Source organism: Flavobacterium sp. GSP27, assembly GCF_003970395.1.
Taxonomy (GTDB): domain Bacteria; phylum Bacteroidota; class Bacteroidia; order Flavobacteriales; family Flavobacteriaceae; genus Flavobacterium.
Genome location: NZ_RYDP01000009.1, coordinates 117,749 through 142,386 on the forward strand (window position 1 = coordinate 117,749; position 24,638 = coordinate 142,386).

A 24,638-nucleotide genomic window follows, 5' to 3' on the forward strand; every position below is an offset into this window, starting at 1 on the left:
AATTTTATATGATTTTGTACTTCATTAATTGTCTGTTGTGCGATTCAAAACCGCTGGCGAGATACAATTTTTGTGCTTTTTCATTGTGCGGTTCCACTTCCAGATAAATCAACTTTAACGATAGTTTACGACTTTCAGTTGTAATAAATGCAATGGCTTCGTTACCAATCCCTTTTCCACGTGCTTTTTCGGTGACATACAATTCGTCTAAAAAAGCAATTCTTCCTTGGTGTTCAAAACTAAAAACAAAGGTTAGAATAAGATAGCCCACAATTTCGTTGACGGATATAATGAGCCATGCTTTTCCTAAATTTTCATTGGAAATAAATTCTTGAAATAAAGTTTTGGACACATCAACAGAAATGGGATAATTATCTATGGCATAAAATTCCTGCATCAACGAGACAATGGTTTCAATATCAGTAGCAACCAGAGGTTTAAATTCAATCATTCAAAATATAGTTTAAAATAATGGTGGTGGCGCCTTTATTCATTTGTACAAAAGTGCTGGATATATGACCTTTCTCCTGTCGGATATCATCATTGTGAATCAGGTTTTCAAGGGCTTCGTCCAATTCTTTTTGGTTGTTGACGGCAACACAGGCTTCCATATTGACCAAAGCAATTGCTTCTGCAAAATGCGAATAGTTGGGGCCAATAAGGATTGGAACACCAAAAGTTGCCGGTTCTAAGACATTATGAACGCCGGGATTCCCAAAACCGCCACCCACATAGGCAATATCCGCATAACTGTATATTTTTGTCAAAAGACCAATGATGTCAATGATAAAAACATCGAAATCCTGTAGGGACAAGTCGCGACTTGTCCCTACAGTCTCCATTTCAGAGAATAAAACAGTTTTTTTGGTAATGCTGTTTTTTAAATTCTGAATTTGTTCCTCCTTTATATTATGTGGCGCAATAATAAATTTGACATTGAAAGTATTCGAATTTATAAAATTCACTATTAAATCTTCATCTTTTGGCCACGAACTTCCCACGACAATAGTGAGTGTGTTGTTTTTAAAATCAGAGATAAAATCCAACGAATTGTCTTTTTCTAAAATTGTAGCCACTCGATCAAATCGGGTGTCGCCAGAAACAGCAACGTCTGTTTTGCCTAACTGCTGCAGTAATTTTTTGGAAGTTTCATTTTGAACAAAAAAGTAGGTAAAGGCATCCAGCGCTTCTCTGTAAAAGCCGCCGTACCACTTGAAAAACAGTTGATTTTTTCTAAGAATTCCAGAAATCAGGTAGGTTTTAGTATTTGATTTTTTGAGTTCAAATAAATAATTGGGCCAATATTCGTATTTGATGAAAAACACTAAATCCGGATGAACGAGATTCAAAAATTGTTGTGCATTTTTCTTGGTATCCAAAGGCAAATAAACTGTAACATCAGCAACTGTATTGTTTTTACGGACTTCATAACCCGAAGGAGAGAAAAAAGTAAGAACGATTTTGTGCGAAGGAAACTGCTCTTTTATCTTTTCGATTACGGGTAAACCTTGCTCGTATTCACCCAAAGAAGCGGCATGAAACCAAATTGTTTTGTCAGTAGGTTTTATTTTTTGTTCCAAAATAGGGAAAACTACTTTCCTGCCATCCATGAAAAGTTTCATTTTTGGACTGAAAAGTGCTGTGATTTTTAATAAAAAACCAGCAAATTGAACCACTAAAGTATAGAGAAAAAGCATGATTAAAATTTTTGGGCTAAAATACGGTTTCTTTATTTTAATTTCTTCCACAGCAATATTTAAATTTTGGTTGTTAGGAATGTCATTTTGAGTTCATTTGAATAATATCTTTTTTTAATGTAGGTTGTATTGGTTTCAACTCATAAATAGCTATTTTTGTTCTTCGTTTTAAGAAAGTATTTACTGTATTAAGAAATGGTATTCTTTCGAACATTAAACAAAAATTGTAATGAAAAAAATCCAAATGGTTGACTTAAAAAGTCAATATGAAAAAATAAAAGATACCGTTAACATTTCTATTCAGGAAGTTTTAGATACTAATACTTATATTAATGGACCTCAAGTTCATCAATTTCAAAAATCATTAGAAGAATATCTGGATGTAAAACACGTAATTCCGTGTGCAAATGGAACTGATGCGTTGCAAATTGCCATGATGGGACTGGATTTAAAACCAGGCGATGAGGTAATCACTGCCGATTTTACCTTTGCAGCCACAGTGGAAGTAATTGCTTTGTTGCAATTGATACCGGTTTTAGTCGATGTGGATCTATATAATATGAATATTTCTATCGAAGGAATCAAAAAAGCGATTACGCCAAAAACAAAAGCGATTGTACCGGTACATTTGTTTGGTCGTGCCGCCAATATGGAAGCGATTATGGCGATTGCAAAAGAATATAACTTATACGTTATCGAAGATAATGCGCAAGCGATTGGTGCCAATTGTAAATTTTCGGATGGCACTAAAAAGAAAGCGGGAACGATTGGACACGTAGGAGCAACTTCGTTTTTTCCTTCAAAAAATCTTGGGTGTTACGGAGACGGCGGAGCTGTTTTTACCAATGATGATGCTTTGGCGCACAAACTTCGCGGAATTGTAAATCACGGAATGTATGAGCGATACCACCATGATGTAGTAGGCGTAAATTCCCGATTAGACAGTATTCAGGCGGCCGTTTTGAACGCAAAGTTACCTTTATTAGATGAATATGGAAGAGCCAGACAAGATGCAGCCAGGAAATATTCTGCTGCTTTTGAAGGGCATAAAAATATCGTTGCACCAACTATTTGTTCAATTTGTGACTGTCACGTTTTTCATCAGTACACGTTACGAATCATTGATGCTGACAGAAATGGCTTGATGCAGCATTTATTGGAAAAAGGAATTCCTTGTGCTATTTATTACCCAATTCCGTTGCATTTGCAAAAAGCCTACGCTGATTCCCGTTACAATGAAGAAGGTTTTCCGGTAACCAATCAGCTAGTCAGGGAAGTGCTTTCGTTGCCAATGCATACCGAATTAGATGACGAGCAAATTAAATTCATCACGGATTCGGTTTTACAATATTTAAAATAATATTGTTGTAGAGACGCGATTCATCGCGTCTTTTTTATAAACGATTAGATGCAGTTTATTGCGTCTGTACAAAATTAGAAATCATGAAAATAGTAGTCACAGGTGGGTTAGGGTTCATAGGGTCTCACACCGTAGTGGAATTGCAAAACGAAGGGTTTGAAGTTGTCGTTGTAGATAATTTATCGAATACTTCCTTGAGTGTTTTGGACGGAATTCAGAATATTACGGGAAAAGTTCCGGCTTTTGAAAAATTAGATTTGCGCGAAAAAGAAAAAGTGCAGAATTTTTTCAAAAGGCATCCTGATATTTCAGGGGTCATTCATTTTGCAGCTTCAAAAGCAGTGGGCGAAAGTGTTGAGAATCCGTTGTTGTATTATGAAAATAACATCAATACACTGGTATATGTTTTGCAGGAATTACAGCTAAAACCGGAAGCAAATTTCATTTTTAGTTCTTCTTGTACGGTTTATGGTCAGGCCGAAACCATGCCAATTACGGAAAATGCATCTATTCAAACCGCCATGTCTCCTTATGGGAACACGAAACAAATAGGAGAAGAAATCATTACTGATACTGCCAAAGTTACTAATATCAATGCTATATTATTACGCTATTTTAATCCAATTGGGGCGCATCCTTCTACTGAAATTGGAGAATTGCCTATTGGAGTTCCTCAGAATTTAGTGCCGTTTATTACGCAAACCGGTTTTGGATTGCGAAAAGAACTTTCGGTTTATGGTGATGATTACCCTACTCCAGATGGAACGGCAGTACGCGATTACATTCACGTAGTTGATTTGGCGAAAGCCCACGTAATTGCTCTACAGCGCTTATTGAACAAAAAAAATACGGCTAAAGTAGAAACCTTTAATCTGGGAACCGGAACCGGCAGCTCAGTATTAGAGGTTATTCATACTTTTGAAAAAGTAAGTGGTAAAAAATTGCCTTATAAAATTGTAGGTCGCAGAGAAGGAGACATTACCTCAGCTTACGCCAATACAGATAAAGCCAATACTATTTTGGGATGGAAAGCACAATCCACGCTGGAACAAGCTATGGCAAGTGCCTGGAAATGGGAACAGAAGATTAGGAGGTGAAAAAATCACACCCGCTTCATGCCAAAAATCAAAAACCTTCAAAATCATTTGATCTTGAAGGTTTTGATTTTTGGGGTTCTTGCGGAACTGTTTGCGAATCATTTCATCTAGGATTTGAATAAAATGACTCTGAGGAATCCTTTCTGGTTTAATTTGGGAAAAGTAGTTTTGTATTGCTATCTTTTTGTATTAAAGTTGCAAAACTGCCACAAGCGGTAAGAACTAAAAATATAAATTTCTCATGTTAAATTATATGAAAGTCAGGATCTGGACTGTATTTAAAAGCCCAACAGCAATAGTATTAGCTTCGTGTTCGTGTAGCGAAGAGTCAACATCAAGTGAAATAAAAAAGAAGTGAAAAAAGAGGAAGGTGAAGTAGCATGCTGGACTATTTGTCCGGAATGTCAGGGACGTGGCAAAAAAAGTCGTGGGATCAGCAAGAAAGCGCGACTCCGCTATCAACTAGCATTTGATCTATTTGAAAAAACAAAAGACGAAGGAGCGGCTCCAGTGTATCCTAAGGGTCACTTATACTCCTGTTTGAACTGTTACGGATCCGGTTTGGTTCATTCGGATAGTCACCCGGTTGCGGATAAAAAAAACTTCCCACACGTTGCTATTATCGGTGGTGGTATAGGAGGAGTGGCTCTAGCTGTGGCTTGTTTGCACCGCGGGATTCCTTTTACGCTATTTGAACGCGACAGCAACTTCGATGCTCGCTCTCAGGGCTACGGACTTACTTTGCAACAAGGGAGTAAAGCGATCGAGGGATTAGGTATTTTTTCTTTAAAAGAAGGAGTGATTTCAACAAGACATCTGGTTCATACTGCAGAAGGAAAAGTGATTGGGGAATGGGGAGTCAGAAAATGGATACAGTCAGATACGAAAACATCTCCCAAGCGTTCCAATGTACATATTGCACGACAATCGATGCGTTTAGCCTTACTAGAGCAACTCGGCGGGCAGGATGCAGTACAATGGGGGCATCAGTTGGTAGCGTTTGTAGCATGTAAGGATGGTGTTGATTTAAGCTTTCAAATAGACGGGAAAATAAAGAACTACAAAGCAGATCTTGTGGTTGGAGCCGATGGCATTCGTAGTTCGGTACGGACGCTACTGATTGGGGAGGATATTACTCCATTACGTTATCTGGATTGCATTGTTATTTTGGGAATTTGTCCTTTAAGTGCTCTCGAAGATCGTACAAGCCATTTACTAGACTCTGCAACTGTATTTCAAACCGCCAATGGCAATGAGCGGATCTACATCATGCCTTATACGTCAGACTCAGTGATGTGGCAACTTAGCTTCCCAATGCCAGAACAAGAGGCTAAGACATTAAGCGCTCAAGGACCTCAAGCACTCAAGGAAGAAGCGTGTCGTAGAACGCAGTGGCACGATCCCATTCCTCAGATTTTAGCGGCGACCCTGAAAGCACAGATTTCTGGATATCCTGTGTATGATCGAGAATTGCTCCAGTCAGAAATGATGGAGAAATGGGGGGCAGTGACTTTGATTGGTGATGCGGCTCACCCGATGAGCCCCTTCAAAGGACAAGGGGCAAATCAAGCCTTGCTAGATGCACTTTCGCTGGCTCGCGGAATCTCAAAGGGATGTGGTCCTTTATCTCAATGGAGAAAAGTTGGAATAAGGGAAAGTGTGTTAACGAAGTTTGAAGCGGAAATGTTAGAACGCAGTGGGATCAAAGTGCACGATTCAGCTACAGCTGCAGAGTTCTTACATTCTGATATCGTGCTTCAAGAGGGTAATGCGCCCAGAGGACGGAGTCTAAAGAAAGAAGATATTTGATCCGCAACAATTTTAATATTGATCATAAACGAAGTGTTCCGTTAAGTATTAAACATAAAAAAACTCCATTAGAAATAATGGAGTTTTTGTGGGCGATGAGGGGTTCGAACCCCCGACCCCCTCGGTGTAAACGAGGTGCTCTGAACCAGCTGAGCTAATCGCCCTAAACAATTTGGTTACTTTCGTTTCCGTTATTGCGTGTGCAAATATACGCCACTTTTCTAGATTTGCAAGTAAAAACCAAAAAAATTATAAAATTTCTGCTACTACAAAGGTGCTTCCACCAATGTATATAAAATCAGTTGCTCCGGAATTTTTCAGTGCGGCATGATAAGCTTCTGAAACAGAATTGTATATTTCCCCTTTTAGGTCAAAGCTAGCCGATTTTTGTTTTAGAATTAGAACATCCAGCCCACGAGGAATATTGGGTTTGCAGAAATAATAAATTGCTTTTTTAGGAAATAAAGGCAGGATTTCGTTCAAATCTTTGTCATTTACAACTCCCAAAACAATATGTAATGCTTCAAAAGTTTGTTTTTGGATTTGATTCAACACAATTTCCAGTCCATTTTTGTTATGTGCAGTATCGCAAATAACTTTGGGGAATTCTCTTAATTGTTGCCATCTTCCCTGCAGTCCGGTATTTTTCACCACATTCAATAAGCCGGATTTTACATTTTCAGAAGTGATTTTAAATTCGTTCTGATTGTTTAAAACGGTGATGGTTTCTAATACTGTTTTTTTATTGTGCCTTTGATAATCGCCAATTAAATCAGAAGGATAGGTTTCTGAAATTAAATCAACAGCAAAATAGATTTCCGAATTGCATTCTTTTGCTTTAGCCAAAAAAACAGATCGGGTTTCAGGAGTGTATTCTCCTATTATCACGGGAAGGTTGGGTTTGATAATTCCCGCTTTTTCAAAAGCGATTGATTCAAGTGTGTTGCCCAAAAATTGCGTGTGGTCCAATCCTATATTGGTAATCACCGAAACTAATGGAGTGATAATATTGGTAGCGTCTAATCGTCCGCCCATTCCCACTTCTATAACAGCGATGTCTACTTTTTCTTTGGCAAAATAATCGAAGGCTAAACCAACGGTCATTTCAAAAAAACTCATGTCATTGGATTCAAAAAAATGTTTGTGTTCATGGATGAAATTAGTAACAAATTCCTCGGAAATATCCTTTCCACTAATTTTTATACGTTCCCTAAAATCCTTTAAATGTGGGGAAGTGTACAAGCCAACTTTATACCCAGCTTCTTGAAGTATGGATGCCAACATGTGCGAAGTAGAGCCTTTTCCATTAGTTCCCGCAACATGAATGCATTTTATTTTTTCTTGAGGATTGTCAAGATGTGCTGTGAGTAAATGCGCATTGGTTAAATCTTTCTTGTACGCCGAGGCGCCCTGAAGTTGGTACATCGGGAGCTGGTTAAACATCCAATTGGTGGTTTCCTGGTAGTTCATTTTTGTAATAAAATAGTAATTGTTTGAAATATTTTTCGTTTTTTTTAGTTTAATAGTACATCGAAAAGTATCTTTAGTGCAAAATTGAAATAATTTTTAGAATTAATGATTAAAATACAATAATATTATATGTTTAGTTTTATACAATTACAGGCCGACACGATTACCAACGCTGCTTCAAACGTAGTTATTGAAAAAATTGCTTCAAATGCCGAAATATCCACTTTAGGATTCCTTTTAAAAGGGGGCGTGTGGCTTATCCCAATCGGGATTCTATTATTTTACACTTTTTATCTTATTATAGAACGCTATTTGTATATCAATAAAGCATCAAAAATTGATACTCTTTTGATGCGCGATGTACGTGATAATCTTAATTCAGGGAATCTTGATTTAGCTCGATCTATTGCAGAACGAAATAATACGGCTTCAGGAAATATCATAAAAGAAGGAATTCTGGTTATTGGGCGACCAATTATTGAAATTGAATCTAATATGGATCGTGCTGCAGATATCGAAATAGGAGAAATGGAAAAGCAGTTAGGTCACTTAGGCCTTATAGCCGGAATCGCACCTACGTTAGGGTTTGTTGGAACTATTTCTGGAGTAATTAAAATATTTTATAGTATTTCAGTTACTGAAAATATTAGTATCGGTAATATTTCCGGGGGATTGTATGAAAAAATGATCAGTAGTGGTGCGGGCTTAATCGTTGGTATCATTGCCTACAGCGGATATCATATATTAAACGGCAAGATTGATAATTTTGCTTTAAAAATTCAAAAACAAATCCTGGAGTTTGTAAATATTATTCAAAGATCGTAACATGTCTATAAAACGAAAAAGAAGATTTCATGCTGAGGTAGCCACATCGTCATTAAGTGATATTATGTTTTTCCTGTTGTTGTTTTTCTTGATTATATCAACGTTGGCAAATCCTAATGTGATCAAGATGACCTTGCCAAAAGCTCAGGCGAACGAGAAAACAAATAAGCAATACATTAGTTTATCTGTCACTGAGGATAAAAAATTCTACATAGACAAGCAGGCGGTTTCCTTTGAAGAACTCGAAACAACCTTGATGTCTAAGATGAATTTAGAGAAGGATCAAACGGTTATTGTTCGCATTCCATTCAATTTGCAAGTACAAGACTTAGTTGATGTACTGCAAATAGGAGTCAAAAACAATTTGAAGTTTGTGATTGCTACCAGTCCAAAGTAATACCGTCATTTTATTTACAGGATTATTTGGGCGTGACCGCAATAGAAAAAGGGGCTAATCAGCATAGTGTTGATTGGCCCCTTTTTCTATTGCGGTCGGGCTATCCGCAGTACTTCGGTACTTGCTACTATCCCTTACGCAAAGTTGTATCTCTGATGTTACGCAGTTGTCATTACTTTATTCCTCGCAATGATAAAAAGATACGCTTCCTAATTGCTCTAATTCAAATTGAAATTGTAAACAATTTTACCGACTTGTTTTTCCGGGGCATCGCTGCTGGCATCCCATCTCGTGCTCATTGCTGCAATTCGGGCTTGGTCTAATAAACATTTTGCGGTATTCGTGGTTCCTCTAACACCAGCAACGGCATTTACTGTCCGTCCGGATCTGTCTACAGATACTTCAACTACAACTTTGCCTTGTTCATTACACGTATATTTTGGTGCGGGTTTAGAAACAGCTTTTCTGTTTCCTAACGAATATCCCACTCCGCCGCCAGAGCCACTTCCGGTTCCACCCCCGCTTCCGGAACCATAGCCACTGCCAGTTCCTATTCCGCTTCCAGTACCGTTTCCGCCGCCTGTTCCTCCTCCAGAACCACCCGTTCCATAATAACCGTTTGAACTCAGGCTTCCGTTTGCTTTTCCTTTGTTTCCGGCTACTTTGTCATCGCCATCTCCGCCTTTATTGGAGCCTTTCATGAAACTGGATAAAGCATTATTGGTATTGTTAGAAACTTTAGGTTTTACAACTACTGGTTTTGTTGCTTCTTTTATAACTACTGTTGGTTTTTTAGTTTTTTCTTTTGTCGGAATCACAACACTTTCTTCAGTGCTGTTTTCCTGAGATAAAATAGCTTCCTCTGGAGTTGATTTAGCAGGCGTTTGTCTGGTTTGGTTTTTTACCTCCAAAACTTCGCTTTTATAATTCGCACCCGAACCTAAATCGCTGTCGCCAAAATTTACTGTAACGCCACCACCACCGCCGCCACCAGCAAGTTCATCCATGTTTGCAGGAGGCCAGAAACGGATAAAAAATAAAATTAACAACATTGTCGCATACAAAAGAATGGATAGTGCTAACGATTTCTTTTGATCTGATAAAATGGTGAAACTCATTTGTGTTTTAAATTTAAAAAAGTGTATTACTAAAAAACGTTGAAAAGTACTAAAAATTGTTAAGAGTAAAAAGCTACTGCCGGAATATAAATTAGGATTGCTTCGCTTAAAGTCAGAAATGTGAAAAAGGATCAAACAGATTATAAAATCTGATTAATCCCAGTTCCGATAAACATTAAAGAAGAACCCGTTGGGTGTAATTAATAGAAATTTCAATTAATTCTAAATAAAAAAATTGAACCTCATAGAAACATAGAAAAAAAGAGTCATATAGCCCAATTCTTGAGTTCACCTAGCCATGGTTTTTACTAAAAAGTGAAACGCCTTCCATAAAGTAAAAATCTATGTTTCTATGTGGTTAAAAAATTAAACAAATTGAATTACACCCAACGGGTTAAAGAATACGATTGTATTTTAAGTAAGCTGCTTCAATGCTATTTCAAAAGCAGTGGCGCTTATATTTGTTCTACTTGGATTCAAATTATGCGCTTTTTCAATCGCTTTTTTAATAATTTCTGAAGTGTCTTGAAAAATAGCTTCATCCGTCATTTGTACTTTCTTTTCCATGAAATAAGCAAAAACACGAGCCATACCACAATTAGAAATAAAGTCAGGAATCAAACTCACTTTATGATCTACATCTTCCATAATTGGACCGAAAAATATTGCTGTGTCAGCAAAGGGAACATTTGCACCACATGAAATTACTTCAAGCCCATTTGCAATTAAGCTGTCAATTTGAGATTGAGTGACTAATCGCGAGGCGGCACATGGAGTGAATATTTCAGCACCGATTGTCCATATTTTTTGATTGATTTCTTCAAAAGGAATCATGTTTTCGGCCACCAGTTTGTTTCCGTCTTTGGCCAAAAATAAAGCTCTAATTTCTTCAAAAGTGAATCCTTCTTCCTTTATTAATCCACCATCTCTGTCGATAATACCAATTACTTTAGCACCCATTTCGGCTAAGTAAAATGCGGCAGCTGAACCGACATTTCCAAAACCTTGTACGATTGCTTTCTTTCCTTTTACATCGCCACCATAAATCGTGTAATAATTACGAACGGCTTCGGCAACGCCATAACCTGTAATCATATCAGCAATAGTATATTTTCTGGAAACATCTGGTGAGAATTTTGGATTTTCAATCACTTTCACCACACCCTGACGCAATTGTCCAATTCTGTTGATTTTATCTGCTTCTGTCGGTTTGAAGTGACCGTTGAAAACGCCTTCTTGAGGATGCCAAACGCCACATTCTTCCGTCATGGGAATTACTTCATGAATTTCATCCACATTCAAATCGCCACCGGTTCCGTAATAGCTTTTCAATAATGGAGAAACGGCTTTATACCAGCGTTGTAAAACGCCTTTTTTTCTTGGATCATTCGGGTCAAAATTAATTCCAGATTTAGCGCCGCCAATAGCTGGCCCGGAAACCGAAAATTTCACTTCCATGGTTTTTGCCAGAGACAACACTTCATTCATATCCAGCCCTTTTCTCATACGAGTACCGCCACCGGCAGCGCCACCACGTAGCGAATTGATGACTGTCCATCCTTCAGCTTCAGTTTCAGCATCTTTCCAATGGAAAACTATTTCAGGTTCTTTATTTTCGAATTTCTTTAATAAATCTTTCATTTGTTGCGATATATTTAATTTTGGCAAATATAAAAAATAGAATAATGTGAAATCTGTATTTTTAGTTTTATTTTGGAGAATAAATAATTCCCGAACTGTGATCTGATTTTGCACCTGTAACGCTGCTCAATACATTTATTTCGCCTCGTAATTTTAAAACGCCGAGTAATGCAAAAATCAACGCTTCTTTAAATTCCAGAATTTTAGTTGATGGAATAATAATTTTCATTTCCGGTAAATGACATTGAATGCGCTCCATCAGAAAATCATTGTAAGCGCCACCGCCAGTTATGAAAAGGCTTCCTTTTTTATTGGGTAAAGCCACCGCAATTTGCAGCGCCACGTGTTCCGTGAACGTGTGTAATTTGTCTTTTATGGGAATGGAATAGCTTTCTATAATAGGTAAAACGGTTTCTTTCACAAATTCAAAACCCAACGATTTAGGATGTTTCTTTTGGTAAAAATCCAACGCATTTAATTCCTGTACTAAATCTTTGTTGCAAATTCCTGTTTTCGAAATACGGCCTTTGTCATCATAATCTAATCCCAGTTGATTGGCATAAAAATTCAAAACAGTGTTTACCGGTGAAATATCAAAGGCAATTCTTTTGTTGTTTTGTTCAAACGACACATTCGAAAAACCGCCTAAATTCATGCAATACTCGTATTCAGAAAATAAAATGCGGTCGCCAATAGGAACCAAAGGGGCACCTTGACCTCCCAATTGCACATCCTGAATTCTGAAATCACAAACAACCGTTTGGCTAATTAAAGGGGCAATTTCCGGCAAATTTCCAATTTGAAGTGTGAATCCGTTTTGGGGTTGGTGCAAAATAGTATGGCCGTGGGAACAAACGGCATCGAGATTTTTTATTTCATGTTTTTCGATGAAATCAGAAATGATAGCAGCCAGAAGTTGCGTGTAATCTTGGTTTAATTTTTCGAGAGCAGTTTCAGAAAAACCGACAGCTATTTTCAATTTGTTTAACCAATCAATGCTATACGGAACTGTTTCGGATTCCAGGATTTGAAAGTCCCATTCATTGTTTTTGACAGTAAAGACAATATATGCCAAATCTACGCCGTCCAGTGAAGTTCCGGACATGACTCCTATAATTGTATACTTTTCTTTAAACATTGGCTAAATTTACGAAATCGTTTGAAATCTAATATTTAATAATTACTTTTGACGACAAATTTAAGAACATTTAATTTACAATAAAAATATGGATTTTAATCTAACCGAAGAGCATTTAATGATTCAGCAAGCGGCACGCGATTTTGCAAATGCAGAACTGTTAGCCGGAGTTATAGAAAGAGACGAACATTCAAAGTTTCCTACTGAACAGGTGAAAATGATGGCTGATTTGGGTTTCATGGGAATGATGGTGGATCCTAAATATGGTGGATCCGGTTTAGATAGTATTTCGTATGTTTTGGCTATGACCGAAATTTCAAAAGTTGACGCTTCTGCGGCAGTAATTATGTCGGTGAATAATTCATTAGTTTGTGCTGGTCTTGAAAAATATTGCAATGAAGAACAAAAAATGAAATATTTGGTTCCGCTTGCAAAAGGGGAAGTAATTGGAGCATTTTGTTTGTCAGAACCAGAAGCGGGTTCAGATGCCACATCTCAAAAAACAACGGCAATAGATAAAGGGGATCATTATTTGTTGAATGGGACTAAAAACTGGATAACCAATGGTTCTTCAGCGTCAACCTATATTGTAATTGCTCAAACAGATATTGAAAAAGGACATAAAGGAATCAATGCTTTTATCGTAGAGAAAGGTTGGGCGGGTTTTGATATTGGACCTAAAGAAAAGAAAATGGGAATTCGTGGTTCAGATACGCATTCTTTGATGTTCTCTGATGTGAAAGTTCCGAAAGAAAACCGAATTGGAGAAGATGGTTTTGGGTTTAATTTTGCTATGGCAGTTTTAAACGGAGGACGAATAGGGATTGCTTCCCAAGCATTAGGGATTGCAACCGGAGCGTACGAATTAGCATTGAAATATTCTCAAGTGAGAAAATCTTTTGGAAAGGAAATTTTCAAACATCAAGCGATCGCTTTCAAATTAGCGGATATGGCTACTCAAATTATGGCGGCAAAAATGCTAGTTCTAAAAGCAGCTTCTGAAAAAGACGAAGGGAAAGATATTACGCAATCGGGTGCTATGGCTAAGTTATTTGCTTCTCAAACGGCAATGGATACTACAATTGAAGCTATTCAAATTCACGGCGGAAATGGATATGTAGCTGAATATCATGTGGAGCGAATGATGCGGGATGCTAAAATTACTCAAATTTACGAAGGAACTTCTGAAATACAACGAATTGTAATTTCAAGAACATTAGTTTCATAATTATATTGCATACTATTTTACAAACCCTTTCAAGTTATGATTTGAAAGGGTTTTATTTTTCAAATCATTTTTTCAATACATTTACGGAAATTTTTTTTTATGTACGAAGATTTAAAATATTGGTATTTGCGCGATCATAAATTATTCCGGACGTTGAGTTTTGGACAAATCAGGGAATTGTGTATCATCACCGGTTTTAAAAAAGCACAGAAAGGCGAAATTATTTATTTTTCTTCTTCGGATTTGCCAAGAATTTTTCTTCTAAAAAAAGGGAATATAAAAATTGTGGCAGTTGATGAAGACGGCAATGAAACAATTAAGGATATTATTCAAAAAGGAGATTTATTTGGGGAACTGGCTTTGGAAGCCGACAGCCACTCTAATGAATATGCAAAAGTACTTTCGGATGATGTGGCTATCTGTAGTTTTCTAATGTCGGATTTTGAAAATTTATTATTGCAAAATCCAAGTCTGGCGTTGTCTTACACCAAGTTTGTAGGATTAAAGATGAAACGCATTAAGAACAGTTATTCTAATTTGATTTCTAAAGACGCCAGAACCAGATTGTTTCAGTTCCTGAAAGATTGGGCAGAGAAAGAAGGAAAAAAAATAGGTGATAAAGTAGTTATTGAAAATTACCTGACCCAAAATGATATTGCCCAAATTATATGCACTTCGAGGCAAACAACTACACAATTACTGAATGAAATGGAAACGAATGGTACTATTGTTTACAGCAGGAGAGAAATTATTATAACGGACATCAGTGCGTTATAATTAATTTAGTGGAACTGTAACATAGCCGACAAATCAGTTCGAAATAGTACAGTAGTTTTACAACTTAAAAATGTAACACTATGAAAAAAATAATTTGTCTGGCCTTATTTACAATTGGATTATCCGCTTACGCTCAAAATAATTTACCAAAATTAGCCACAGAAATCGCTCCATTGCTTATTGGAGAAAAAATTCCTACTTTTACTTTGAAATCTGTAGAAAATAAGGATGTTAATGTAACGGAATTAATCAGTAAGAAAAGAACGGTTTTAGTTTTTTACCGTGGTGGTTGGTGCCCGTATTGTAATGCTCATTTAGCCGCTTTGGCCGAAGCCGAAAAAGAATTGTTGGATTTAGGATATCAAATTATCGCAATAAGTCCCGATGCTCCAAAAAGCTTGAAAGGTACAGATGATAAAGAAAAGTTAAATTATTTGTTATTGTCAGACAGTGCAGGTGAATTGTCGAAGGCGGTTGGGATTGCTTTTCAAGCACCAGAAAATTATAAAGCCATTCTCAATAAAGATTCTGAAGGAGTAAATAGTTCTTTTTTGCCTGTTCCGGCGGTGTTTATTTTAAATGTAAATGCAGAAATTGAATTTGAGTACATCACTCCAAATTTCAAAAACAGAATTTCAAATGATTTGTTGATAGCCGTTGCAAAATCGTTAAGTAAATAATCATGAAAAAGGTACTGTTTGTTCTAACCGTTTTGTTTGCTTTTTCTGGCTTTGCACAAAACGACAGCAAACGAATGGATCATTTTAATCTTGAAAAAAATGTGGCTATTCAAGGATATGATCCTGTGGCTTATTTCAAACAAGGAAAAGCAGTGAAAGGCAAAAAAGAAATAACAGCATTGCATGAAGGCGTGGTTTATTATTTTTCGATGCCAGTAAATAAAGACTATTTCTTAAAGAATTCTTCAAAATTTGAACCGCAGTACGGAGGTTGGTGTGCTTTTGCGATGGGAGATTCTAATGAAAAAGTGTCTATAAATCCGGAGACTTTCAAAATAAAGAATGGGAAGTTGTATTTGTTTTACAATGCTTTTTTTAATAATACATTGAAAAGCTGGAACAAGAATGAATCTGGATTGATGATGAAGGCCGATGTAAATTGGAATAAAATAGTGAATTAAAAAAATAGAAATCATGAAACTAAGTAAGTCGAAAGTTTAAAAGTCGTAAAGTCAAAAGAATTAACTTTAAGTAAAACAACTTTAAATCAGATTGTTACATAATTTTATCCTGATTTTAAAATACGACATTATACCATGGTTATTACTTATCTCTGTTTTTCTGATTGCTGAGATTTACGACAGCAGTAATTTTAGTCCAAACGCTGTACTTCAAATTTACGGGGAGTGAAGAATCGGTTTCTGTTTTTTCTACTATGGGGTAGAACCTTATGGACGAATTGGCACTGGAATTGCCGAGTTGATTGTGGTAATTTTGATCTTAATACCAAGAACTTTCTTGTTTGACGCTGTATTGGGTTGCGGAATTATGGTTGGTGCGGTTTTTGCCCATCTGTTTGTGCTTAGGCTTGAAGTTAAAAATGATGGTGGGACACTTTTTATTTTGGCTCTAATTGCCTTTCTTTGTTGCGCTACTTTAATTATTAATGACAGAACTAAAGTGATGAATTTGTTGAATTAAAACGTAAATATGCTACTACCTTCTATTAATAATAGTTTAAACGAGCTGATTGATTTGCTGAATCAATTGTCGCAAAAAGAATATTCAAATTCTTGTGAGGAATTAAGTAATGCAACTATTGGGGAGCATACCAGACATATTCTTGAAATGTTTCAGTGCTTAGAAAATCAATATGATTCAGGCATTGTGAATTATGACAAAAGAGAACGAAATGCCCGTATTCAAACGGATACGACTTTTGCTATTGAAAACATCGTCTTGATTCAACAAAATTTAAACAAGAAAAACAAAAATATCGAGTTGTTGCAAGTTATTGATGGAGAGGAAATCCGAATTGAGAGTAATTATTTCAGAGAATTACTGTATAATCTAGAACATTGCATTCACCATCAAGCACTTATAAAAGTAGCTATTTTACAATGTGAAACAGTAATCATTGACCCTAATTTTGGAGTTGCCCGATCTACCATCGAATATAGAAATCAATGTGCACAGTAAGTTTTGTAGCAACGAATGATACAATTATCATTACCTCCAATCGGGATGAAAAAACAGTAAGACCCAGTGCAATACCTCCAAAAAGTTATACCGTAAACGGGAAAAATATTATTTTCCCAAAGGATCCAAAAGCAGGAGGAACGTGGTTTGTGGCTAATGCTGACGGAGTAATTTTGGTGCTTTTAAACGGTGCGGATGAAAAGCATGAAGTACAGCTCCCATATCGAAAAAGCCGTGGCTTGATTGTTTTAGAGATGATCAGTAGCTTATCGCCAAAGGATTTCTGGAGCGAAATTGATTTGGAAAACATTGAACCTTTTACATTAGTTTTATTTCAAAACAACGCTCTTTTTCAATTGCGCTGGAACGGAAAAAAGAAAGAAACAATATCTTTAGACATACGTAAAAACCATATTTGGTCTTCATCAACGTTATATTCATTAGCCATGCGTGAACAGCGTTTGCAGTGGTTTCACACTTTTATGAATGAGAATCCTGAAATTTCCGAATCAAAAATGCACGATTTTCATCGCTACACCGAAGAAGGAAATGATGAAAATGGTTTGGTTATCAATAGAAATGACGAAATGAAAACGTTGAGCATTACACAAGCAGTTATTGAAAAAAATAAAGTTGCTATATTGCATTACGATTTGATTGCGCAACAGGATTTTTCGACCTCATTTATCACCGTTTAATACGTACACATTGACCCGAGTTATGACGAACAGGCGAATCAAACTATTTTTTTATAAAGTTACGCATTGGGAATACTGGCCTTTCCAGATTGTGTATATTCCAATTTATTTTCTTTGGTCCTATTATTCCATCAAGGCAAAATCTATTTTTTTCTTTAATGCGTCTAATCCAACCATAAAAAATGGCGGTTTTATGATGGAGTCCAAAAAACAAATCTACAATTTGATTCCACAACACTATTACCCAAAAACGGAATTAATAAAAGAAGGAACTACTCTTGAAGAAATTTTAAAGACGATTCAAGTATCAAAAATAAAATATCCTTTGATTGCAAAACCAGATATTGGACTGCGAGGCTCCGGAGTCAAAAAAATTAACAATGTTCAAGATTTAAAAGAATATGCTGAAAAAGCAAATTTTGATTATGTAGTGCAGGATTTAATTCCGTTTGACAATGAAGTCGGGATTTTTTATGTGCGTTATCCTCATGAAAAAACCGGTAGAATTACTGGAATTGTTTCTAAAGAATTTCTGATTATTACCGGAACCGGATTCTCTACCGTAGAAGAATTAATCAAAGAAAATCCGCGATACGAACTGCAATTAAAGGTTTTGAAACAAGAATACGGAAAAAAACTACTCGAGATTCTTCCAAAAGGAGAAAAATTGAATCTGGTGCCGTATGGGAATCATGCACGAGGTGCAAAATTCATTGATGGAAGCCATTGGGTCACACCAAAATTGACACAGACTATTAACGAAATGTGTTTGCAAATTCCTGGTTTCTACTTTGGGAGAATGGATGTGATGTACAATACTATTGAAGAATTAGAACAAGGATTGAATTTTTCAGTTGTGGAGCTGAATGGAGCTGCAAGTGAGCCCACCCACATTTATGATCCAAAAAATTCTTTGTTTTTTGCCTGGAAAGAACTTGCGCGTCACATTACCTACATGTACGAAATAAGTGTGGCAAACCATAAAAATGGCACTCCATATTTAGGGCATAAAGAGGGGATGAAAGAATACAGAATGCATCTGAAACAAAGCTATAAAATTGTAAATTTCTAAAATAATGAAGGCATTAAAGAACATTTTTGTTGGTTTTTTAGTGAGTTTTATCGGCTCGATACCCTTGGGTTATTTGAATGTTATTGGTTTCGAAATCTATTCAAAGCTAGGAATGAATAGCTTGGGTTTCTTTTTATTAGGAGTGATTTTCGTAGAGATGGTTGTAATTTATCTCACTTTAATTTTCGCAAAGCAATTAGTAAACAATAAAAAATTAATGAAAATTATTGATTTTTTTGCCGTTCTCTTTCTGTTGATTTTAGGGTATTCTTTTTATGCTAATTCCAGTCAAATAATGGAAGAACAAGGGATTTTAGAGAGTTATGCTATGTGTTCTCCTTTCCTTATTGGTGTATTGTTGAATTGTATCAATTTTCTTCAAGTGCCGTTTTGGACCGGCTGGAATCTCTATTTGATAAATGGGGATTATATTTCCATTGTAAATAAGCTCAAACTGTATTATATTGCAGGAACTTTGGTAGGCACATTTTTTGGGATGTTAAGTTTAGTTTTGATATTAAATACCTTATCTAAAAACACAACCAGTTTTTATCAATATGTAATGCCAGTAGTAATTCCGTCATTTTTTGTGGTTTTGGCTCTTGTTCAAATGGGTAAAGTCTACAAGAAATATTATCTAAATAAAACCCTTTTATAAAATAGAAATCTCAATATCATGAAAAAAGCATTCCTATCTCTTTTTTTAATTTTCTTAGGTTGTCTGTCAACTCAAGTTATTATTGCCCAAACAGCTAGTAAGACGCAAAAAAAAACAGTTGATATTGACTATAAAGTATCAGAAAATGACGTTGCTAAAACATTAAAATATTTAGCTTCGGATGAACTGGAAGGAAGGGAAACCGGAAAAGAAGGAATGGTAAAAGCGGCGGATTATTTAGAGCAGTTTTTTAAAGACAACAATGTAAAACCTTATTTCAAATCGTATCGCGATACATTATCCACTTTTAAGGGACCCGCTTTTAATATCGTCGGTTTTGTTGAAGGGAACGATCCGGTTCTTAAAAATGAATTTATAATGCTAAGCGCACATTACGATCATATTGGCTTGGATAAAAAAGGAGTGAAGGGAGATTTTATAAACAATGGTGCCAATGATGACGCTTCAGGAACAACTGCAGTTGCTGAAATGGCAAAATATTTTAGCATAGCCAAAAACAATAAGCGAAGTATTCTTTTTGTATTTTTTGCAGGAGAAGAAAAAGGGTTATTAGGTTCTAAGCATTTAGCCAAAAAACTGAAAGCGCAAGATTTTAAATTGTATGCTCAATTCAATATTGAAATGATTGGTGTGCCAATGAAAAAAGCGTATCTAGCTTATATTACTGGTTTTGATAAATCCAATATGGCAGGTAAAATCAATGAATATACTGGAAAAAATACGATTGGTTTTCTTCCAAAAGAAGCCGAATATAAATTATTTTACAGATCCGATAACTTCTCTTTTTATGATGTTTTTAAGGTGCCTTGCCAATCAGTGAGTACATTCGATTTTGAAAATTTTGACTTTTATCATCATGTTTCGGATGATTTCAAAGCGATGGATATTCCTCACATGACTTCTTTTATTCAAGAATTATTACCCGCTGTAACGCAAATGGCAAATACGCCAACACAAGAAATCGTATTGCTTAAATAGTTTTAGAAACCGGCTGATTCATATTATACGCTAATATAGAATAGTCATTATTATTGAACTGAAAATCCCCAATAATGGTCCATTTCAGTTTTTCGGTATGCGCTTTCATAGACGGGATATTTATTTTATTGATAAATGTCAAACCCAACGCATATTTTTGTGCAATGTGTATTCTCATGAATTCAAACAATGGTTTGATCAATCCCCTGCCACGGTATTCCTTGTGAATGCAAATGGGTCCGTATTGAAAACTATTTGTTGTGGTGATTTTAAAATCTAAAAAGTGTAATTCAGGAAACAAGGAGCTCATGTAATTGAAAATGGGCCATTGTTGGAAAAACTCCCAACTTCCTGCAAAAATGTAAGCAATGATTTTGTTGTTTTTCTTGGCAATAAATAATTCTGATTTTTGAATAACTTCGGTTAATTGTAGTATTGAAAATGGCGTAGTAACAAATCCAGAAATTTTTTCTTCTTCGGATAAATTTACTACAAGATACAATTCTTGTAATACCAATACTCCATCAATGTCACTCATTTTTGCAGTTTCGAATTGTATGCTTTTGGTCATTTTTCTTAAAATCTGATGTTAATTTTGTTTGGCAAAAATAAGTAAAATTCCTGAAATTTTTAATTTTTATTGTACTAACAATCCTTTGCCTAAAGCCTTACTTTTTTGTCGTTTTTGTTTATTTTTGCTACATGAAAAATATTATCATCACAGGAACGAGTAGAGGAATAGGATTTGAATTGGCATTGCAATTTGCCAATGCGGGACACCAAGTCTTAGCCATATCCAGAAAGATTCCTCAAGCTTTATTGGGCAACAAAAATATTACCTGTCTTTCAGTTGATTTGTCCAATGAATCGGAATTAGTGAAAGTAAGTGATTTCCTTTCTAAGTCTTGGAAACAAATAGATGCAGTCATTCATAACGCTGGAAGTTTATTGTTGAAACATTTCTCAGAAACGACTCAGGAAGATTTCGAAAACATCTATAAGGTCAATGTTTTTGGAGTGGCTAATTTGACTCGAATTTGCCTGCCTTATCTGCAAAAAGGAAGCCATGTAGTAACCATAAGTTCTATGGGTGGGATTCAGGGAAGTTTAAAGTTTGCTGGATTAGCAGCGTATAGTTCAAGTAAAGGAGCCGTGATTACGTTATCAGAGTTATTAGCTGAAGAATATAAAGAACGCGGGATTTCTTTCAATGTTTTGGCTTTGGGTTCCGTGCAAACAGAAATGTTGGCAGAAGCTTTTCCGGGATATCAAGCGCCAATATCAGCGGGCGAAATGGCGAATTATATTTATGATTTTACTTTGACTGGAAATAAATATTTCAATGGTAAAGTGTTGCAAGTTTCTTCTACGAATCCTTAATTTATAACTCACGTCTATTTTGAGCGAAACTCTAGCCAGATTTATTCCAGAGCATGCGGTAAAACCCGTTTTTGAACTTATTGTTGCTAATCAAGTACATCTTAAGATTGTCAACGAGCGTCAGACACGTCATGGTGATTATCGAAAAGGCTTAAACGGAAAGCATGAGATCACGGTAAATTCAAATCTCAATAAATACAAGTTTTTGATTACGTTGATTCATGAAATTTCACATTTGGTTGCGTTTGAAAAATTCGGTAGAAATATTAAACCGCATGGAAACGAGTGGAAATATTCTTTTCAAAGGCTGATGATTCCTTATATTCGACCAGAAATTTTCCCAAATCAATTGTTGCCTTTGTTGGCTAGACATTTCAAAAATCCTACAGCCAGCAGCGATACTGATGCTGCTTTGGCATTAGCTTTAAAACAATTTGATCAGCAAAATGATAAAAATTATGTGTTTGAAATTCCGTACGGTAGTGTTTTTAGAATCCAAAACGGAAAGATATTCAAGAAAATTGCGATCAGAACCAAGCGTTTCGAATGTTTAGAAATGAGTTCTGGAAGAACCTATTTATTCAACCCAAATGCTGAGGTGGAGTTGTTGCCGGGTTGATGAATGTAACTCACTATTTCTTTTATGTCTAGTGTTAATTGGGAATACTCTCAAGGGAATGCTATATTAATAACCTGATTATTAATGCAGCATTCTTTTTTTTGTAAAATCAATTAGTTTTTATGGTAATTTAATGTAAATTTTATCTTATGTTTACATTGTTGCTCCACCTTTACAAAAAAGCTTAAACCATGAAAAATCTACTATTCCTATTTGCAACGTTATTCACAATAAGTAGTTGCAGTAAAGACGATAAAACTCCTGATTGTGGGTGTGATTCGGAAATTAGAACAACAATTCCTGAATCAGCGAACTTGATTGGTAAAATATCATATAAAAAACAACTTGACCAAAACGACAATTATTATAACGATAAATTTTGGATAGGTTATACAGAACAAAATTGCGTTAACTGTGTACACAAAATGATTGTTTGTAACGAAGAGTTTCTAAACCAACAAATACTAAATCTTAAAAGCAATGGTCAAACCTTGAATATAAAATTTTCAGGACACCTGAAAGAAATTTGCGAAAAAACGTTTGATGTTGCTGATGTAACTTATGAAAATATTGTTTTAACAAAAATTGAAGTACAATGAAAAAACTAATACTTATACTAACCTTTCTTTCCTTTAATTTTTCTATAAAAGCTCAAGAAAAAATAAACTATACTGATAAAAGTAAGAAAATAGAATTCGAAATCTCTAAAGATGAATTTTATACGGAATTTTCACCTAACGACACACAGTTACTTGAAAATAAATCTGAAAACGATTTTCAAAAATTGAACAACAACTCTGCAATTGTGAAATTCAAAAATTTAACGGGTGATTTTACTTCAAGAAAAAATCAAATGAAAACTCAGATTTCAATCCAATTTGAGAGAATTGAACCCGTTTTAATTTACAGAGATGGAACTAAGCAAATTGCAAAAGGCGAAGCAAACATCAAACTAAAACCCAACGTAAACATTCAGGATGTTATAAAGGATTTAGATTTTGGTTTTGAACCCAATTCTTTAATAGAAAATCTCTATTTAATTTCCTCAAAATCTTTAAGCACTTACGACTTATTCAAAACTATTGATAAACTTCAAGCAGATAATAGAATTGAATACATAGAACCGAATTTTATCAGATTGCTTGCCCCTCACACTAATGACTCATTATACTCATCACAATGGTCAGTGAATAATCAAGGTTACTATGGAGGTGTTATTGACGCAGATATGGATGTAGAAGAGGCATGGAGCTATACTACTGGCAACGATATAAAAGTTGCCATTATTGACGAAGGTGTTGATTTTAATCATCCTGATTTAATGGCTAATCTATTACTTGGATACGATGCTACAGGTGGAAATTCCAATGGTGGGCCAAATATAACAACTGATGATTCACATGGAACTGCTTGCGCAGGTATTGTAGCAGCTGTAGGAAACAACAATCTTGGCGTTGCAGGAATTGCTTATAATTCAAAAATTCTACCTGTGAGAATTGCATATACAAATGGTTATCCTCTCGGTGATCAGAGAAGAAAATGGATTTCAAGTGACACTTGGATTGCTAATGGTATTAGTTGGGCGGTTCAAAACGGTGCGGATGTGTTAAGTAATTCTTGGGGTGGTGGTAGTCCTTCGACTACTATTACAAACGCAATTAATAATGCGGTTACAAATGGTAGAAATGGTAAAGGTTGTATCGTCTTGTTCTCTTCAGGAAATGAGAATACTGCTGTTAGTTATCCTGCAACATTGCCTAATGTTATTGCAGTTGGTGCTAGTTCTATGTGTGATCAAAGAAAAACACCAACATCTTGCGACGGAGAGACTAGGTGGGGTAGTAATTACGGTACTGGAATTGATGTTATTGCTCCTGGAGTGCAAATTTTACTACCGATATATCAGGTCTCTCGGGATACGGTACGGCCGACTATATCTCGGATTTTAACGGCACTTCTTCAGCATGTCCAAACGTAGCCGGTGTTGTCGCTTTAATTCTTTCTGTTAAACCAAGTTTAACAGGTATTGAAGCACGTCAGATTTTAGAGAGTTCAACAGATAAAATAAATGGATATTCTTATTCTTCAAGTATATCAGGTCAACCAAATGGAACTTGGAACAATGAAGTTGGTTATGGTAGAATTAATGCTTTAAAGGCAGTGTCGAATACTATAAATTTCAGTATAGTAGGTAATTCAAATATATGTGCGTCAACTAGCAATACTTACACTATACAAAACTACATAAATGGATTTAACACAATTTGGACTTCTACATCAAATTTAACACTCACAAATCAAACAAACAACTCAGTAAGTGTTATTGCTAATTCATCTTTCAATAGCGAAGGCACTGTTACAGCAACTTTTCAAAATGGTTTGACGGTAACCAAAACTATTTGGGTGGGTAAACCTAGTCTTCCAACATTTTTAAAAGGACCAACCACAGTCACTACTGGAGCATTGGTAAATTATAGTGGCGGTACTTCTCAAGGG

27 protein-coding genes, 1 tRNA gene and 2 pseudogenes are annotated in these 24,638 nt (G+C 35.7%); 22 read left to right on the forward strand and 8 right to left on the reverse strand.

All coding sequences use genetic code 11. The features are described from left to right. Positions 1–4: 4 nt before the first annotated feature. Positions 5–451 carry an N-acetyltransferase gene (locus tag EKM05_RS09680; RefSeq protein WP_126515923.1) on the reverse strand — a complete coding sequence of 149 codons (447 nt, stop codon included), beginning with the start codon at positions 449–451 and terminating at the stop codon, positions 5–7. Then, positions 444–1,697 carry a 3-deoxy-D-manno-octulosonic acid transferase gene (locus tag EKM05_RS09685; RefSeq protein WP_126554869.1) on the reverse strand — a complete coding sequence of 418 codons (1,254 nt, stop codon included), beginning with the start codon at positions 1,695–1,697 and terminating at the stop codon, positions 444–446. The genes EKM05_RS09680 and EKM05_RS09685 overlap by 8 nt, the downstream gene beginning before the upstream one ends. Positions 1,698–1,926: 229 nt before the next feature. Here EKM05_RS09685 and EKM05_RS09690 point away from each other — a divergent pair, with 229 nt between their 5' ends. The 4 genes from EKM05_RS09690 to EKM05_RS09700 all read left to right on the forward strand — a co-directional run bounded on the left by EKM05_RS09690 (position 1,927) and on the right by EKM05_RS09700 (position 5,963). Continuing rightward, on the forward strand, positions 1,927–3,057 hold the full coding sequence (locus tag EKM05_RS09690) for a DegT/DnrJ/EryC1/StrS aminotransferase family protein (RefSeq protein WP_126554871.1): 1,131 nt from the start codon (positions 1,927–1,929) through the stop codon (positions 3,055–3,057). 83 nt (positions 3,058–3,140) lie between these two features. Then, the gene (gene galE, locus EKM05_RS09695) at positions 3,141–4,154 is read left to right on the forward strand and encodes a UDP-glucose 4-epimerase GalE (protein WP_126458678.1); all 1,014 of its coding nucleotides are present in this window, start codon (positions 3,141–3,143) and stop codon (positions 4,152–4,154) included. After that, a complete protein-coding gene (locus EKM05_RS14765; RefSeq protein ID WP_255416324.1) occupies positions 4,151–4,276 on the forward strand; it encodes a hypothetical protein in 126 nt (41 codons plus the stop codon). Before galE ends, EKM05_RS14765 begins: the two co-directional genes overlap by 4 nt. Before the next feature lie 232 nt (positions 4,277–4,508). Then, complete coding sequence (locus EKM05_RS09700; RefSeq protein WP_126554873.1) at positions 4,509–5,963, forward strand: NAD(P)/FAD-dependent oxidoreductase; 1,455 nt, start codon at positions 4,509–4,511, stop codon at positions 5,961–5,963. Positions 5,964–6,052: 89 nt separating this feature from the next. Here EKM05_RS09700 and EKM05_RS09705 read toward each other — a convergent pair. Both EKM05_RS09705 and EKM05_RS09710 read right to left on the reverse strand, forming a co-directional pair. Further along, positions 6,053–6,127 (reverse strand) — tRNA-Val (locus tag EKM05_RS09705). 85 nt (positions 6,128–6,212) lie between these two features. After that, on the reverse strand, positions 6,213–7,433 hold the full coding sequence (locus EKM05_RS09710) for a folylpolyglutamate synthase/dihydrofolate synthase family protein (RefSeq protein WP_126554875.1): 1,221 nt from the start codon (positions 7,431–7,433) through the stop codon (positions 6,213–6,215). A 129-nt stretch (positions 7,434–7,562) separates the two neighbouring features. Here EKM05_RS09710 and EKM05_RS09715 point away from each other — a divergent pair, with 129 nt between their 5' ends. Both EKM05_RS09715 and EKM05_RS09720 read left to right on the forward strand, forming a co-directional pair. Further along, on the forward strand, positions 7,563–8,258 hold the full coding sequence (locus tag EKM05_RS09715; protein ID WP_126458687.1) for a MotA/TolQ/ExbB proton channel family protein: 696 nt from the start codon (positions 7,563–7,565) through the stop codon (positions 8,256–8,258). A gap of 1 nt (position 8,259) precedes the next feature. After that, complete coding sequence (locus EKM05_RS09720; RefSeq protein ID WP_126458690.1) at positions 8,260–8,655, forward strand: biopolymer transporter ExbD; 396 nt, start codon at positions 8,260–8,262, stop codon at positions 8,653–8,655. Between the two features lie 218 nt (positions 8,656–8,873). On the opposite strand, the gene EKM05_RS09725 is transcribed toward EKM05_RS09720, so the two are convergent. The 3 genes from EKM05_RS09725 to EKM05_RS09735 all read right to left on the reverse strand — a co-directional run bounded on the left by EKM05_RS09725 (position 8,874) and on the right by EKM05_RS09735 (position 12,552). Next, the gene (locus tag EKM05_RS09725; RefSeq protein WP_126554877.1) at positions 8,874–9,773 is read right to left on the reverse strand and encodes an energy transducer TonB; all 900 of its coding nucleotides are present in this window, start codon (positions 9,771–9,773) and stop codon (positions 8,874–8,876) included. A gap of 414 nt (positions 9,774–10,187) precedes the next feature. Further along, entirely contained in the window at positions 10,188–11,414 is a 1,227-nt protein-coding gene (locus tag EKM05_RS09730; RefSeq protein WP_126451759.1) for a Glu/Leu/Phe/Val dehydrogenase dimerization domain-containing protein, read from the reverse strand. 67 nt (positions 11,415–11,481) lie between these two features. Beyond that, positions 11,482–12,552, reverse strand: a complete 1,071-nt coding sequence (locus tag EKM05_RS09735; RefSeq protein WP_126554879.1) for an anhydro-N-acetylmuramic acid kinase — start codon at positions 12,550–12,552, stop codon at positions 11,482–11,484. Between the two features lie 88 nt (positions 12,553–12,640). Between EKM05_RS09735 and EKM05_RS09740 the strand changes: the two genes are divergently transcribed. The 10 genes from EKM05_RS09740 to EKM05_RS09785 all read left to right on the forward strand — a co-directional run bounded on the left by EKM05_RS09740 (position 12,641) and on the right by EKM05_RS09785 (position 20,143). Next, the gene (locus EKM05_RS09740; RefSeq protein ID WP_126451761.1) at positions 12,641–13,780 is read left to right on the forward strand and encodes an acyl-CoA dehydrogenase family protein; all 1,140 of its coding nucleotides are present in this window, start codon (positions 12,641–12,643) and stop codon (positions 13,778–13,780) included. A gap of 99 nt (positions 13,781–13,879) precedes the next feature. Then, positions 13,880–14,557, forward strand: coding sequence for a Crp/Fnr family transcriptional regulator (locus EKM05_RS09745; RefSeq protein ID WP_126458705.1), 678 nt, complete (start codon positions 13,880–13,882; stop codon positions 14,555–14,557). Between the two features lie 80 nt (positions 14,558–14,637). Then, entirely contained in the window at positions 14,638–15,237 is a 600-nt protein-coding gene (locus tag EKM05_RS09750; RefSeq protein WP_126458708.1) for a peroxiredoxin-like family protein, read from the forward strand. A 2-nt stretch (positions 15,238–15,239) separates the two neighbouring features. Further along, complete coding sequence (locus tag EKM05_RS09755) at positions 15,240–15,698, forward strand: YHS domain-containing (seleno)protein (RefSeq protein WP_126554881.1); 459 nt, start codon at positions 15,240–15,242, stop codon at positions 15,696–15,698. 313 nt (positions 15,699–16,011) lie between these two features. Continuing rightward, complete coding sequence (locus tag EKM05_RS14650; RefSeq protein ID WP_231507385.1) at positions 16,012–16,218, forward strand: hypothetical protein; 207 nt, start codon at positions 16,012–16,014, stop codon at positions 16,216–16,218. A gap of 9 nt (positions 16,219–16,227) precedes the next feature. After that, on the forward strand, positions 16,228–16,716 hold the full coding sequence (locus EKM05_RS09765; RefSeq protein WP_126554883.1) for a DinB family protein: 489 nt from the start codon (positions 16,228–16,230) through the stop codon (positions 16,714–16,716). Then, complete coding sequence (locus tag EKM05_RS09770) at positions 16,704–17,414, forward strand: NRDE family protein (protein WP_126458717.1); 711 nt, start codon at positions 16,704–16,706, stop codon at positions 17,412–17,414. Before EKM05_RS09765 ends, EKM05_RS09770 begins: the two co-directional genes overlap by 13 nt. Before the next feature lie 22 nt (positions 17,415–17,436). Continuing rightward, positions 17,437–18,486 (forward strand): ATP-grasp domain-containing protein, encoded by a 1,050-nt coding sequence (locus EKM05_RS09775; protein WP_126458720.1) that lies wholly within the window; start codon positions 17,437–17,439, stop codon positions 18,484–18,486. Positions 18,487–18,490: 4 nt separating this feature from the next. Then, complete coding sequence (locus EKM05_RS09780) at positions 18,491–19,144, forward strand: hypothetical protein (RefSeq protein WP_126554885.1); 654 nt, start codon at positions 18,491–18,493, stop codon at positions 19,142–19,144. Positions 19,145–19,162: 18 nt separating this feature from the next. Beyond that, positions 19,163–20,143, forward strand: coding sequence for a M28 family peptidase (locus tag EKM05_RS09785; RefSeq protein ID WP_126554887.1), 981 nt, complete (start codon positions 19,163–19,165; stop codon positions 20,141–20,143). Here the strand turns inward: EKM05_RS09785 and EKM05_RS09790 are convergent. Continuing rightward, positions 20,136–20,714: a GNAT family acetyltransferase gene (locus EKM05_RS09790; protein ID WP_126554889.1), complete on the reverse strand. Its 579-nt coding sequence runs from the start codon at positions 20,712–20,714 to the stop codon at positions 20,136–20,138. The genes EKM05_RS09785 and EKM05_RS09790 overlap by 8 nt on opposite strands. Before the next feature lie 131 nt (positions 20,715–20,845). Between EKM05_RS09790 and EKM05_RS09795 the strand changes: the two genes are divergently transcribed. From EKM05_RS09795 to EKM05_RS14655, 6 genes and pseudogenes are all read left to right on the forward strand, one after another. Further along, on the forward strand, positions 20,846–21,523 hold the full coding sequence (locus EKM05_RS09795) for an SDR family oxidoreductase (RefSeq protein WP_126554891.1): 678 nt from the start codon (positions 20,846–20,848) through the stop codon (positions 21,521–21,523). Positions 21,524–21,542: 19 nt separating this feature from the next. Beyond that, positions 21,543–22,142, forward strand: coding sequence for a SprT-like domain-containing protein (locus EKM05_RS09800; protein WP_126554893.1), 600 nt, complete (start codon positions 21,543–21,545; stop codon positions 22,140–22,142). A gap of 191 nt (positions 22,143–22,333) precedes the next feature. After that, positions 22,334–22,741: a hypothetical protein gene (locus EKM05_RS09805; RefSeq protein ID WP_126554895.1), complete on the forward strand. Its 408-nt coding sequence runs from the start codon at positions 22,334–22,336 to the stop codon at positions 22,739–22,741. After that, on the forward strand, positions 22,738–24,120 hold the full coding sequence (locus tag EKM05_RS09810) for a S8 family serine peptidase (RefSeq protein ID WP_126554897.1): 1,383 nt from the start codon (positions 22,738–22,740) through the stop codon (positions 24,118–24,120). The genes EKM05_RS09805 and EKM05_RS09810 overlap by 4 nt, the downstream gene beginning before the upstream one ends. Next, positions 24,078–24,221: pseudogene (locus EKM05_RS14850) on the forward strand (S8 family serine peptidase); the annotation flags it as partial. The gene EKM05_RS09810 and the pseudogene EKM05_RS14850, both read left to right, overlap by 43 nt. Positions 24,222–24,302: 81 nt before the next feature. Continuing rightward, a pseudogene (locus EKM05_RS14655) lies at positions 24,303–24,638 on the forward strand (hypothetical protein); the annotation flags it as partial.

Bases quoted from the DNA above. Each gene is read 5' to 3' on its own strand.
- EKM05_RS09680 (WP_126515923.1), bottom strand. From the start codon at position 451: ATGATTGAATTTAAACCTCTGGTTGCTACTGATATTGAAACCATTGTC.
- EKM05_RS09685 (WP_126554869.1), bottom strand. From the start codon at position 1,697: ATGCTTTTTCTCTATACTTTAGTGGTTCAATTTGCTGGTTTTTTATTA.
- EKM05_RS09690 (WP_126554871.1), top strand. From the start codon at position 1,927: ATGAAAAAAATCCAAATGGTTGACTTAAAAAGTCAATATGAAAAAATA.
- galE (WP_126458678.1), top strand. From the start codon at position 3,141: ATGAAAATAGTAGTCACAGGTGGGTTAGGGTTCATAGGGTCTCACACC.
- EKM05_RS09710 (WP_126554875.1), bottom strand. From the start codon at position 7,433: ATGAACTACCAGGAAACCACCAATTGGATGTTTAACCAGCTCCCGATG.
- EKM05_RS09715 (WP_126458687.1), top strand. From the start codon at position 7,563: ATGTTTAGTTTTATACAATTACAGGCCGACACGATTACCAACGCTGCT.
- EKM05_RS09720 (WP_126458690.1), top strand. From the start codon at position 8,260: ATGTCTATAAAACGAAAAAGAAGATTTCATGCTGAGGTAGCCACATCG.
- EKM05_RS09725 (WP_126554877.1), bottom strand. From the start codon at position 9,773: ATGAGTTTCACCATTTTATCAGATCAAAAGAAATCGTTAGCACTATCC.
- EKM05_RS09730 (WP_126451759.1), bottom strand. From the start codon at position 11,414: ATGAAAGATTTATTAAAGAAATTCGAAAATAAAGAACCTGAAATAGTT.
- EKM05_RS09735 (WP_126554879.1), bottom strand. From the start codon at position 12,552: ATGTTTAAAGAAAAGTATACAATTATAGGAGTCATGTCCGGAACTTCA.
- EKM05_RS09740 (WP_126451761.1), top strand. From the start codon at position 12,641: ATGGATTTTAATCTAACCGAAGAGCATTTAATGATTCAGCAAGCGGCA.
- EKM05_RS09745 (WP_126458705.1), top strand. From the start codon at position 13,880: ATGTACGAAGATTTAAAATATTGGTATTTGCGCGATCATAAATTATTC.
- EKM05_RS09750 (WP_126458708.1), top strand. From the start codon at position 14,638: ATGAAAAAAATAATTTGTCTGGCCTTATTTACAATTGGATTATCCGCT.
- EKM05_RS09755 (WP_126554881.1), top strand. From the start codon at position 15,240: ATGAAAAAGGTACTGTTTGTTCTAACCGTTTTGTTTGCTTTTTCTGGC.
- EKM05_RS09765 (WP_126554883.1), top strand. From the start codon at position 16,228: ATGCTACTACCTTCTATTAATAATAGTTTAAACGAGCTGATTGATTTG.
- EKM05_RS09770 (WP_126458717.1), top strand. From the start codon at position 16,704: ATGTGCACAGTAAGTTTTGTAGCAACGAATGATACAATTATCATTACC.
- EKM05_RS09775 (WP_126458720.1), top strand. From the start codon at position 17,437: ATGACGAACAGGCGAATCAAACTATTTTTTTATAAAGTTACGCATTGG.
- EKM05_RS09780 (WP_126554885.1), top strand. From the start codon at position 18,491: ATGAAGGCATTAAAGAACATTTTTGTTGGTTTTTTAGTGAGTTTTATC.
- EKM05_RS09785 (WP_126554887.1), top strand. From the start codon at position 19,163: ATGAAAAAAGCATTCCTATCTCTTTTTTTAATTTTCTTAGGTTGTCTG.
- EKM05_RS09790 (WP_126554889.1), bottom strand. From the start codon at position 20,714: ATGACCAAAAGCATACAATTCGAAACTGCAAAAATGAGTGACATTGAT.
- EKM05_RS09795 (WP_126554891.1), top strand. From the start codon at position 20,846: ATGAAAAATATTATCATCACAGGAACGAGTAGAGGAATAGGATTTGAA.
- EKM05_RS09805 (WP_126554895.1), top strand. From the start codon at position 22,334: ATGAAAAATCTACTATTCCTATTTGCAACGTTATTCACAATAAGTAGT.
- EKM05_RS09810 (WP_126554897.1), top strand. From the start codon at position 22,738: ATGAAAAAACTAATACTTATACTAACCTTTCTTTCCTTTAATTTTTCT.